The 12198-nt window shown below is 50.0% G+C and carries 12 protein-coding genes; 6 read left to right on the top strand and 6 right to left on the bottom strand.

The genetic code is table 11. The annotated features are described in order from the left end of the window. Positions 1 to 44 precede the first annotated feature (44 nt). A complete protein-coding gene (gene grxC, locus AACT35_RS07520; protein ID WP_030006074.1) occupies positions 45 to 311 on the top strand; it encodes a glutaredoxin 3 in 267 nt (88 codons plus the stop codon). Between the two features lie 57 nt (positions 312 to 368). Here the strand turns inward: grxC and queC are convergent, their stop codons facing one another. Then, positions 369 to 1046: a 7-cyano-7-deazaguanine synthase QueC gene (gene queC, locus AACT35_RS07525; protein WP_099240307.1), complete on the bottom strand. Its 678-nt coding sequence runs from the start codon at positions 1044 to 1046 to the stop codon at positions 369 to 371. Then, positions 1047 to 1703, bottom strand: coding sequence for a 7-carboxy-7-deazaguanine synthase QueE (locus AACT35_RS07530; protein ID WP_099240460.1), 657 nt, complete (start codon positions 1701 to 1703; stop codon positions 1047 to 1049). It lies immediately after the preceding gene. Positions 1704 to 1847: 144 nt separating this feature from the next. Here AACT35_RS07530 and AACT35_RS07535 point away from each other — a divergent pair, with 144 nt between their 5' ends. The 4 genes from AACT35_RS07535 to AACT35_RS07550 are packed head-to-tail and all read left to right on the top strand — an operon-like array spanning position 1848 to position 4329. Continuing rightward, positions 1848 to 2915, top strand: a complete 1068-nt coding sequence (locus AACT35_RS07535; protein WP_099240309.1) for a thiamine phosphate synthase — start codon at positions 1848 to 1850, stop codon at positions 2913 to 2915. Next, entirely contained in the window at positions 2916 to 3119 is a 204-nt protein-coding gene (thiS, locus tag AACT35_RS07540) for a sulfur carrier protein ThiS (protein ID WP_012305912.1), read from the top strand. A 53-nt stretch (positions 3120 to 3172) separates the two neighbouring features. Continuing rightward, complete coding sequence (locus AACT35_RS07545) at positions 3173 to 3373, top strand: hypothetical protein (RefSeq protein WP_012305911.1); 201 nt, start codon at positions 3173 to 3175, stop codon at positions 3371 to 3373. Positions 3374 to 3423: 50 nt separating this feature from the next. Then, positions 3424 to 4329: a DUF4351 domain-containing protein gene (locus AACT35_RS07550; protein WP_099240311.1), complete on the top strand. Its 906-nt coding sequence runs from the start codon at positions 3424 to 3426 to the stop codon at positions 4327 to 4329. Here AACT35_RS07550 and AACT35_RS07555 read toward each other — a convergent pair. The 3 genes from AACT35_RS07555 to mgtE form a co-directional block, all read right to left on the bottom strand. Beyond that, positions 4326 to 5819 (bottom strand): CPBP family glutamic-type intramembrane protease, encoded by a 1494-nt coding sequence (locus AACT35_RS07555; protein ID WP_254048060.1) that lies wholly within the window; start codon positions 5817 to 5819, stop codon positions 4326 to 4328. The genes AACT35_RS07550 and AACT35_RS07555 overlap by 4 nt on opposite strands. 110 nt (positions 5820 to 5929) lie before the next feature. Beyond that, positions 5930 to 7489: a WD40 repeat domain-containing protein gene (locus AACT35_RS07560; protein WP_099240315.1), complete on the bottom strand. Its 1560-nt coding sequence runs from the start codon at positions 7487 to 7489 to the stop codon at positions 5930 to 5932. 36 nt (positions 7490 to 7525) lie between these two features. Further along, a complete protein-coding gene (gene mgtE, locus AACT35_RS07565) occupies positions 7526 to 8896 on the bottom strand; it encodes a magnesium transporter (protein WP_012305907.1) in 1371 nt (456 codons plus the stop codon). Positions 8897 to 9271: 375 nt separating this feature from the next. Between mgtE and AACT35_RS07570 the strand changes: the two genes are divergently transcribed. Beyond that, complete coding sequence (locus AACT35_RS07570; protein WP_012305906.1) at positions 9272 to 9526, top strand: RNA recognition motif domain-containing protein; 255 nt, start codon at positions 9272 to 9274, stop codon at positions 9524 to 9526. A gap of 199 nt (positions 9527 to 9725) precedes the next feature. On the opposite strand, the gene argZ is transcribed toward AACT35_RS07570, so the two are convergent. After that, positions 9726 to 11837, bottom strand: coding sequence for a bifunctional arginine dihydrolase/ornithine cyclodeaminase (gene argZ / locus AACT35_RS07575; protein ID WP_099240317.1), 2112 nt, complete (start codon positions 11835 to 11837; stop codon positions 9726 to 9728). Positions 11838 to 12198: the final 361 nt, after the last annotated feature.

Below are 12198 nucleotides of genomic sequence, written 5' to 3' on the forward strand. Positions count from 1 at the left end.
GTTAAACTTGAAATAAATTGTTACATTTCAGAAAAATCCAAATTATGGCTGCAACCGTTGAAATTTATACTTGGAGCACCTGTCCTTTTTGTATTCGGGCCAAGCATCTCCTCGACAGTAAACAAGTGGAATATACAGAGTATTGCATCGATGGCGATCGCCAAGCGCGGGAGGCCATGACAGACCGAGCCAATGGCCGCAGTAGTCTCCCCCAGGTTTTTATTAACGATCAGCACGTGGGCGGCTGTGATGATCTCCATGAACTAGAGTACCAAGGCAAACTCGACGATCTTCTGATGCAGGCGGCTTAGATTTGACCAGCACTAATTTCCCCAACCCTTGGTTTCGGTCTGGGGGTTTTTGTTTGGTTATTTTTGAATGTTCTGGCTCGTTAGCTCTGGATAACCCGCTTTGATCAGGGCTTCATCCCGAATCCGGCAGGAGTCACACAAGCCGCAGGGATGTTCTCCCCCTTGGTAACAAGACCAAGTTTCGGCGATGGGAACCCCTAATTTCACAGCCTTTTGGATAATTTCTACTTTGGTATCAAGCACAAGGGGCGCAACCAATTGGGGCGCGTGACCTTCAATGCCAACTTTGGAAGAGAGATCCGCTAACTTCTGGTAGGCGGCGAGATATTCGGGGCGACAGTCGGGATAACCGGAATAGTCCACGGCATTGATCCCCAGGTAGATCGCTTCGGCTTGTTTTGCTTCAGCGAGAGAAAGGGCGATCGCCAAAAATACCGTATTGCGACCGGGGACATAGGTCGAGGGAATATCCCCCGTCTGGACACCACTTTGGGGGATCGCTTGGTTAACGTCAGTTAGGGAAGAGCCGCCCCACTGGGACAAATTCACATCCATGATGAAATGCTCAGTGATCCCTAAATGTTCGGCAATTTTCTGGGCGACAACCAATTCCCGGCTATGTTTTTGACCATAGCGAAAGGAAAGGGCAAACACTTCATAGCCATCGGCGATCGCCTGGGCGGCACTGGTAGCCGAATCCAAGCCACCGGAGAGTAAAACAACAGCCCGTTTCATCTAGCGCACCCCCAGAAACTTATGGGTTTGCAGACCAAGACGCCATTCGGGGTGAGCCAGAATATAGTCGAAAATGAGGCTCTGACTGGCGGAATTTTCCCATTGGGGTTGGAGATATTGCGGAATCTCTGCGGCAATTTTTTTGGCTTGGGTTTCGGCCCACTGGAAATCCGTGGCTTGGTCGATCACGACCTTTAATTCACTGACATGATCGTAAATTTCCGGCAAAGGCGCTTTAAAAGGCTTTGGGGACAGGGTAAGCCAATCAAAATGACCGCTGAGGGGATGGGCACCGGAGGTTTCTAGGTGGAGGGGAATCCTAGTTTCTTTCAACCCAATCGTCAAAGGATAGAGGTCGTGCATCAAAGGTTCACCCCCCGTAATGACAATGATCTTCGGCAGAGCCGCTTGTACTTGATCTTTTAATTGACCAACGGAAACTTGGGGATGACGTTTCGAATTCCAGGAAATTTTTGTATCGCACCAGGGGCAACCTACATCACAACCGGCGAGGCGAATGAAAAAAGCCGCTGTGCCAAACCAAAAGCCTTCCCCCTGGATCGAATGAAAGGTTTCTACGACGGGATAGGTGACGGATGCAATCTCTAAAGAATCAGCGGGATCAAGCAAGGGTCGTGGTACGGTACGAAGGGCCATGGCCTTGGGCAACAAAAAATAACACAGGGTTACTACTGTATTCTAAAAGGCGATCGCCTGTCTCCGGGGCAAAATCCAGAGATCCCCTAGGAGATGCGATAAAGTAAGAATTTGCCTGCCGATTCTGTTTTGTGCGCCGTCACCATGGTTAAACCTGCCTCCACCGATACCACCGCTATTTTTCGCATCCTCGATGCCAACCTTGACCGAGCCAGGGAGGGACTGCGCATTGTTGAAGAATGGTTTCGATTTGGCCTGAACCATGCTGAACTGGCCGCCCGTTGCAAGGAAATGCGCCAAACCCTGGCCCAATGGCACCACGACGAACTCCGTGCCGCACGGGATACCCCCAACGATGTAGGCACCAGCCTCAGCCATCCCCAGGAAGAAAGCCGCACGGATCTTAATCATTTACTCCGGGCCAATCTTTGTCGGGTCGAAGAAGCGCTCCGGGTGCTAGAAGAGTACGCCAAACTCTACAAAACGGAGATGGCGATCGCCTGTAAACAGATGCGGTATCAGGTCTATACCCTCGAAAGTCAACTCTTTAGCCCCCAACTCAAACAACGTCTCGAAAAAGCACGACTTTATCTGGTGACTTCTCCCCACGAAAAGCTGTTGGCAGTGACCGAAGCGGCTCTCCAGGGGGGCGTTGAAATCGTTCAATACCGCGACAAAGAGACTCCTGATGAACAACGGTTTGCCAATGCGATCGCCCTGAAAAAATTATGCGATCGCTACCATGCCCTATTTCTCGTCAATGACCGTGTGGATCTTGCCCTAGCTGTGGATGCCGACGGCGTTCACCTCGGCCAAACGGATTTACCCATTGCCACTGCCCGCCAACTCCTTGGCCCCGATAAAATTATTGGCCGCTCCACCACCAATCCCCAGGAACTCGAAAAAGCATTGAGAGAAGGGGCGGATTATGTCGGCGTTGGCCCCGTGTATGAAACCCCTACTAAACCGGGGAAAGCCGCTGCGGGTCACAGTTATGTCAGCCATGCCAAGGAAAATTGTCCTGTGCCCTGGTTTGCGATCGGCAGCATTGACACTGAAAATCTCGGCGAGGTTCTGGCCGCCGGAGCCGAACGGGTTGCAGTGGTGCGGGCCCTGATGCAGAGTGAAGACCCGACCCTGACAGCTCAGTTTTTTGCGGCCCAATTACACCGCCAACAAACCCTACAAAACCTTGAGGAGGCCACGGCATAAATGATCGATGTTTGGGTGAATGGTGAACTAAAAACCATTGCGAGTGAACTGTCTCTACCCCGTTGCCTTGAGCAATTGGGCATGAACCCGCGCCTCGTGGCAGTGGAATACAACGGCGAAATTTTGCACCGTCAGCGGTGGGAACATACCTTGATCCAAGCAGGCGATCGCCTAGAAATTGTCACCATTGTTGGTGGTGGCTGAGGCTGAAACCGTTACACTACAAAGCAACACACCTTCAACTCCTTGAGCGAAAAATGAGTCAAACCGTAAACTGTGCCGTTGAGTGCGTCAATGGTTGCATCCTAGGGGAAGACTGCCCCAACAAAGAATATGCGGCCCAAGCCAGCGAATTTGTGCAGACCGTCTCCATCGACAAAATGCACGAAATCGCCGAAGCAGCGCGCCTCAAGAAAATGATGGAACCCCCCAAATGGGTAATCCCCGACGAAATTTAGACTGCTTTTACCTTGGTTTTCCGGTTGAACCATGACCCAAACCATCGATCATGATTTGTTTGCTGACGACCTTTTTCTGGGATTTTCTCGCCCTTTTTGCGCCGGAAATCCTCGAAACAGCCGAGCAGAACTCCTTAACTTTTCTTACCCAAGAAGTTTTCAATGACCTACCTGGCCAAACGCGTCGTAATGTAGATATTGTGGCGAAACTTCACTTTCGCGGCCAAGAGACTTGTTTTCTCGTACACGTTGAAAATCAAGCAACCTCCCAAGCAGATTTTGCGGAACGGATGTTTCTCTATTTTGCGCGTTTGTACGAAAAGTATCGTTTACCCATTTACCCCATTGCCTTATTTTCTTACCGTTCTCCCCAGAGGCCAGAACCAGAAACTTTTTCGGTGGCGTTTCCTTCCAAGGAAATTCTCAGTTTTTCTTTCCAGACTATTCAATTGAACCGCTTGCCGTGGCGTGACTTTCTCCGCCAACCAAACCCCATTGCGGCTGCGCTCATGGCAAAGATGAACTTCAGACCAGAGGAACGTCCAAAGGTCAAGTTAGAATGTTTACGGATGATTGTGACGCTTCGTTTAGATTCGGCCAGAATTCATTTGTTGTCGGGTTTTGTGGATACTTATCTGAGGTTAAATATGGCAGAACAGCAGATCTTTGAGCAGGAACTACACCGAATTCAGCCCCAGGAGGAAGCCCAGGTACTGCGAATTGTCACGTCTTGGATGGAAGAAGGTCTACAGCAAGGCCGCCAAGAAGAAGCTTGTAAAATACTACGCTTCATTCAGCAACGCTTCCCGGAACAAGTTTCAGGATTCGCCCCACAAATCCAGGCCCTGAATCTAACTCAACTGGATGCCCTAAGCGATCGCCTATTTGGGTTTGAGTCAGCCACAGAACTAGAAACTTGGTTACGGGAAAATCCCACCGAGGGCAACCCTACCTAACTACCGAGAATAAACAAACTCAATAGAGTGCCGCTGTTCCACAAACTATGGAGGAGCATCGGTGCCAACAGGTTCCGGGATTTAACATAAACGAATCCCAAAATAATGCCCAGGGTCATTAAAGGTAGAACTTCCGACAAACTCATGTGGGCGATCGCAAACAAAAACGCACTGAGAATAATGCTGCCCCACACTGGGACATAGCGGGTTAGAGAAGGTAATAGAAAACCTCGGAACATAATTTCTTCAAAGAGGGGAGCCATCACCGAGGCCGTCAAAAAGAAAATCGTTAAAGCCACCTGATCCTGAGCTTTAAGGGCGAGAAACAAAATCGGATTACTGCCCCCCTGACCCTGCCAAATTTGTTGATTGAGTAGGGAAACGAGTAACACCAGCGGCAAGGCCACCATGTAGCCTCCAAATCCCCATACCGTCCAGTTATCCAGCCATTTCACCTGAAACCAGCCCTGGGGGAGGGGCCGAAATTCCCAAACCGAAGCCGCTAGAACGATTAAACCAGCGATCGCCATCAGTGAATAGGTGATGAGGGTATAAACAGCCTTTTCACGTACACTCCAAGCGGTGGCATCGATGCTAAAGGCCTGGAGGGCGATAGGTAAAGCAAGGGGCAAAATAATTTGACCGACGAGAAAGAAGCCAACGATAAAAACTTGCCAGATAATTTCTCCATTCCAGGGGGTGTTCCAAGTCGCCTGATCATCAATGTGCAAAAGGGCTGCTTCCTGCTTCCGGAAAGCTTGAACGCCCAAAAAGATGAGAAAACCCAAGCCAAAAAGCCCCACACTAAAGGGCAAGACGGTAATGACCGTTAATTTTAAAAAAGCCCGTTGCGCATTCTGTTGAATTTGTTGTTGGAGTTGCTGTTGTGCCGGACGATTGTCTTGAATTTGGTATAGCTTTTGGAGATTTTGTTGCTCGAACCAGGTTTCAAGCTCTGTTTGGGTTAAGGCGTCTGGGTCAGTGGGAGCTTGGGAGTTGAGCCAGAGGGGCGCTAAAGTTTGAGCCAAACCATCAGATTCTTCTCCGGAAATGGCTTCCCATCGCTGTTGTGCTTGGTCGAACTTGCCGCGACTGGCATACAAAATTCCGAGTCTGAGCTGGAGTTCATCGATTAAAGTGGCGGTTTCGGCGATCGCCTTTTTGGTCGCCTGGGTTTGAGTCGCGCTTGTTTCTGTGGAGTCTGTGAGGAGTTTTTGGCGGGCTTCACTACTACTGAGCACTTTTTTATACTGGGCGATCGCACTACTGTAGGGATCTTGGCCCGTTAGTTGGGTCACGAGGGTGGCGATCGCCTCAGGGGAAGTCGTGGCCGTGGAATTGGGATCGTACTCTGCGGCCTGAAGCACCAAGTTGGTTTGATACAGTTCGAGGCGGCCCTGGATCTGCGGTTCCTGGAAACTGGCCCACAACGAAGACAGGAGCGGCACCAGGGTAATAATCGTCAACAGAATTAAAATTACGCGCTTCACGTTAGTTACCCGCACAAAAACAGTGGATCTAGCCTAGCCTGTTGCTTCTCACGGAATCAATATTTAACGCTGGATAATTTCCCTGGCTGGCCATGGTGAATGAAATCTGATTAAACTTGCTGCCAAATTTTGATCGTGCCATCGGAACCGCCCGCCGCGAGGGTACGCCCATCGGCAGTGAGGGCTAGGGACAGTAAACGTACATGATCTTCTTGGTCGGGAGTATTGAAATTTAACGTCGTCAAAGGCTCAGTGATGCCTAACTGCCAAATTTTAATCGTGCCATCGACGCTACTGCTCAGGAGAAAATGACCTTGACGACTAAACAGAAGCTGAGTAATGGGCTTTTCGTGGGCTTCGAGGGTGAAGCAAGGCACGGTTTCTGGTAAAACGTCTAAATGATTGAGATCCACTTGCCACAGATGGATCAAGCCATGTTCGCCAGCAGAAGCAAACAATTTACCGTCGGTGCGGATGGCGATCGCCGCAATGGCTGCGGGGGGATCATTTTTTAAACTACCGAGTAAGCGATGATCCGTGGTGCGCCAAAACTTGAGGATGCCCTCTGTGCCACCGCTAATAAAAAGGTTTTCTTTGGGGGCCAGGGTGATCGCCTGGATCTGATCATTGAGATCAAGGGTTTGTTGATAAACGCTACCATCCTGAAGTTGCCACTGGCGCAGGGTTTGATCGTGACTCCCGGTGATGAGTGTTTGTTGGCCGGTCAAAGCCATGGCATAAACGGCTCCTTGGTGTCCCTCCAGGGATTTTTGGAGCGCGAGTTGGGGCACCGCTTGGCTTTGATCGAGGTGCCAAAGGTTAACTTCCGGCGAAAAACTACTACTGGCGATCGCCAATGTTTCTATTTGTTCTGTCTCCGCCTTGGCTCCGGTCACAGGGGGGATGAATGCTAGATTTAAAAGACCCTGTTCGTGGGCGGTCACTTGGGAAATTTGCTTTTGATCGTCTACGCGCCAGAGTTTCAACTGATGATCCCAACTGCCACTCGCGAGGAATTTTTGATCGGCACTAAAGGCTAAAGCACTCACACAATCTCGGTGGGCTGGGATCGTAGCGACTAACTGCCATTGCTGCTTAGGTTGCGGTGCTGCGGGTGGTTCTGGAGCGGGGAGTGTTTCCGTGACCCAAGGATCGGCGATCGCCTCTGGTTTTAGATCATCGGCAACTGCCTGGGCGATGGCTGGAGATTTTGCGGCTGGGGTAGGTTGCTGCCGTAAAAATTCCTGTTCTAAATTCGTGAGTCGTTCATCCAAGACAGCTTCATTGAGATACTGCACCACATTGGTTAGGGCTTTTTCTAAACTGCGCAGATAGGTTTGCATTTCTCCATCTGTTTCGATTTGGGCCAGGCTGGCATTGATTTGGCTCGCTTGGCGGATTTGTTCGGTGAGGGGTTGCAGTTGCCCTTGAAACTGACCTTGTAAACGTTGCTCAAGGCTGCGCACCATGCCCAGGATTTGTCGCCGCTGGTGTCGTTGATGGGCAATGCGGTTAAAAAAATTTAGCCCTAGGGTGATCCAGAGCAGGAACATGACTAATGAAGCTGTCGAATTACCGTCGCCTTGAATCACATCCCAGATCCACGCCAAGAAAACCAGCAGCAGCAAACCCAATTCTGCAAATTCCAACCATTGCTGCTTTTTTCCCATCAAAACATGAACCTCCTCACGGGTGCGTTCGCCTTATCATAACCTCAACATCATGCGGGCGATATTAAAGTAAATCAAAACCCCAATCACGTCCACCGCCGTTGTAATAAAGGGTGCCGACATTAGGGCCGGGTCTAACCCTAGGTATCGGAACAAAAATGGTAGCGAGGAGCCAGCCACCGATGCCAGCACGGCGATCGCCACCAAACTGATACCCACCGAAATCGCCACCGCCAGATTTCCCTGGAGAAAGTAGGCCCAAACAATCACAACAATCCCCAGGATCGCCCCTAACAAAGCCCCGGCGATCGCCTCCCGTCCGACTACCTTCGCTGGCCCTAGATCGTTTAAATCTTCCGTATTCAAACCCCGAATTACCACCGTCGAAGACTGCGCCCCCACATTTCCCCCAGTCCCCGTCAAAAGCGGAATAAATGCTGCCAAAATTACCACCTGTTCCAAGAGCGACTGCTGGGAGCTAATAATCCAGCCCGTAAAGGTATTCGTAATCAGCAACACAAACAACCACACAACCCGCTGTCGAGCCACCGTCCACAGATTCATCTGGAAATAATTATCACCATCCGTTTGCAGACCCCCCAACGCATAGATATCTTCTGTGGCTTCCCGTTCAATAATGTCGATCACATCGTCCACTGTGACGACCCCCACTAGGCGATCCTCACGATCCACCACAGGCAACGCGAGCAAGTCATACCGTTGAATCGTTCGCGCCACTTCCTCTTGGTCAGTATCTGTATGAACCGAGACCACATCCCTGGTCATAATCTCTGACAACGGTAAATCTGGCTCAGAGACAACAAGATCCCGTAGGGAGACAATGCCTACCAGTTGCCGGGACGCGTTAGTGACATAGAGGTAGTAGATAATTTCCGATTTGCTGGCCTGTTGCCGAATCCGCTCGATGGTTTCTGAAACGGTGAAGGTTTCTTTGAGGGAAATATACTCCGGGGTCATTACCCGGCCAGCGGTATCTTCCTCATAACCGAGCAAAAGATTCGTCGCCTGTCTTTCTTCAGGGCTGAGCTGTTCTAGGAGCTGCCGTACCACCTTCGCCGGTAATTCATCGAAAAGACGAACCCGGTCATCGGGGGACATCTGGTCAACGACTTCCCGCACTTCCTGGCGCTTAAATTTTTGAATGAGGGCCTGCTGCACCGATGAATCTAGATATTCATAGACTTCGATGGCCTCTGCTTTAGAAAGCAGACGGAAAGCAATGACCTGCATCGATTCTGGTAAATCTTCGATCGCCTCGGCAATGTCAACGGGCTGTACGGGCACAAGTAGCGATTTAGCCCCTTGCAAATTATTCGATTCCAGCAAAAGCAACAATTGGCTTCGGACCAACTGGCGCAGCTCAGTATGTTTAGCGGATGTAGTCATCTTGATGGATCGTTTTGCCTCGGAATGTGCGGCCAACAACAGCCTGGGTACCCAGAACAAAGCTTAAAGGAAGGGTGACTCTGCGATTATCTAAGTAAAAGTGCTCAGGCTATCAAAAAAAGGAGAAAGCGCTTCATAAAACTTTATTTATTCTACAAAACAAGTGCCCCCCAAAACTTGTGTTTATTTTTTTGACTGTGCTAGCCTAGTATTGTTGGGAATCAAAAGAATTCGAAAGTACTCGGTTACGGTTTTGTCTCGTTTGGTATTGTGTTTGGTTACGACAGTATTGACAGAAAATCTCCCCGCCCGATACGACTACGAACTCTCCTTCCCCGATGCACAGATTAAGTCATCTTTAAGGAGACAATTTTTATGTCAATTTATGTTGGAAACCTGGACTACGCCGTAGAAGAAGACGATCTTCGGGAAGTCTTTAATGACTACGGTAAAGTAAAACGCGTTTATCTTCCGGTAGACCGTGAAACCCAAAGAAAGCGTGGCTTTGGCTTTGTGGAAATGTCTAACGATGAAGAAGAAGATAAGGCGATTGAAGCCCTCGATGGTGCTAGCTGGATGGGCCGCGACATGAAGGTCAATAAAGCAAGACCCCGCACCAACAGCCGCTAAATATCATCTCTGCGTTGGCATGGGATGTAATTTCTAAGAAACGACCCATGCTCCCAAACAACATGAATTAAATTCAGTGAGGCCACTAGTTTTGTATCTAGTGGTTTTTTTGATTGCCATGATTCGGGAGCAGCAACAAAAAAACTCCCCAGAATTTCCGAGGGAGTTTTTTGGCGATCGCCTGGATTATTTGGGAAAATTACACAGTGATGGCAGCCTTTTGGTTGAGTCGATCCAGTTGGCGCGTCAGGAGACTGAGGAATAGTCCCACATCGGTGACCACGCCGACGGATTCTACCGAACCGCGATCGCTTAGTTTTGTGACCACCGCAGGATTGATATCGACACAGACCATCTTCACCCCGGCAGGAGTCATATTGCCGACGCCAATGGAATGGAGCATTGTCGAAAGCATCAAAACCATATTGGTGCCTTCTAGCAAGCGAGCATATTCTTCCTGGGCGCGAATCAGATCCATTTCTGTATCCGGGAGAGGGCCATCATCACGAATCGAGCCAGCTAAACAGAAGGGCACATTATTTTGGACGCATTCATACATTACCCCCTTTGTAATGAGCCCCTGGGCCACGGCATTGGCGATACTGCCACAGCGACGAATGGTATTGATTACTTTGAGGTGGTGACGGTGGCCACCACGCACGGGGACGCCTTTATTCATGTCAACGCCGAGGGAAGTGCCCATCATTGATTGTTCAATGTCGTGGACGGCGATCGCATTACCACCGAGCAAAGTATGGACATAGCCCTGGCGAATTAAACTGGCGAGATGTTGCGCCCCCCCGGTATGGATCACCACTGGCCCAGCCGTGACCGCGACTTTTCTACCCTGGGCACGGATTTTATGGAGTTCCCAGGCAATTTGCTCAACGACCAATTCCACACGGCGTTCACTCGAAACCCCGGCCCCCATGAAGCTAAATTCTTGTTTTTCGGCACTGGGGCGAGCGGTGGTTTTATGGTTGGTGCGAATCCCGTCGATGCCCACAACAACTTTTTCCCCCACCTGGAGATCCCGCAACAGACGACAGCGGGCATGAATACTGCCGTTGCTCTCACTAATGGCGATCGCCCCGTCCATGCGTTGGTGGGTCACCTTAACCCATTGGCCTTTAATCCTGACCTCCGTGGGATAGATATTCGTCACATAAAAATCATCGGGGGCGACTCCCATTTGCTTCACGGTTTCTAGGTGCGCATCCTGGATATCTTCTGCCGAAGCACTGATCGCGCCCATTTCAATGAGGGCGGACATAATGTCCTCCATGGTGGTGGGAGAGGGTGCGGATACCCGTACATTGGCCGATGACGTATTTTTTCGCTCGATGCCGAGGTTGAAATTTAATACTTTTGCGCTGCCGCCCTGTTCATTGATTAAATCCAAGGCTTGGTTCAAAATGCCCGCGTCGAGGAGGTGCCCTTCGAGATGAATAATCCGACTATCAACCGGAGCATTGGCTTGGGTGGTTTCTTGAATCGGTTCTGTGGTTTTTAGGGTTAAACATTTTGCAGCTCCCCCTGCCTTGAGAAATTCCGTGAGGGACGTTTGCCGCACCTGAAAGCCCTTGGTGGCGATCGCCGTTTCGAGTTCTGGGCTGATTTTATTCATGATGATCACATCATCGACATTGACCGCATTGCAGGCAAAGTTCACCGCATCCGGTTCGGGGACAACAATGCGCTTTTCTGCCGGAATCCGCCGCTCAATTAGGGCATTGGAGTAAGTATCAAAGGCGGGAGGATAGTAGAGGAGATAACCGCCGCTGAGGGGACAAAAGCAAGTATCGAGGTGATAAAAGCGGGGATCGATCAGGCGTAGGGACAGAACTTCTACATCGAGCCATTGGGCAATGTAGGCGTGGGAGTCGAGTTCAGAGCGAAAACCATAACCAGCCCACAACGCTCCAGAATCCCGGTCAAAGAGGGCATCGCCTGCCCCTTCAAAGGGCAAATCCTGGGGCAGCTCATAGACCTGGAAAGCATTTTCCGCAAACCATTGCTTAAAGTAGGGTTCTTCCCCTTGGCGCTCTGGGTGATAGAAACGACTGAGAATCGCTTTTTGACCCAAGACCAGACCGGCATTGGCCGTGAAAACCATATCTGGCCAGCCCTGGGCAGGGGGCACGAGATCAACAACGGCATACTCTTTGATGATTTGATGTAGGGCCTGCCACTGTTCAATGGCTTGAGCTTGGGACGATTTGTGGACGTTTCCTTCCATCCAAGGGTTAATGACATAGTCCACCTCGTAATGGTCGGGGGCACACATCAAAATGCGGGTTGGGTTGGTCATGGTCAATTTAAAAGCTGAATGGTTTAGGACTAATCATGCAACGGGAAAAGCGGGCGAATTGTATTGATCGGTACGGTACAAAACCCTGTTTTCTGTGGCGCGAGTTTAATTCTATGGGGTCGCTAGAACCACCGCAAATTAAGTTTTTCGAGTTTTTAGGCTTTGGGGGCGATCGCCTTGTTTTTATATTGGTAAATGCTGACAAAAACGCCTTGGATACTGGCAATATTTGACGATTTTGTTGGCCTTTAAAGGATTATTTTGTCATGAAAATTTGACATGAAACTGTAGCGGCGATCGCCTTTGGGCCAGGGCCGAGATGTTAATTTATATATCAAAACCTTGAAAAGGACTTTTATTC

The organism is Synechococcus sp. BDU 130192 (assembly GCF_963876085.1).
GTDB lineage: Bacteria > Cyanobacteriota > Cyanobacteriia > Cyanobacteriales > MRBY01 > MRBY01.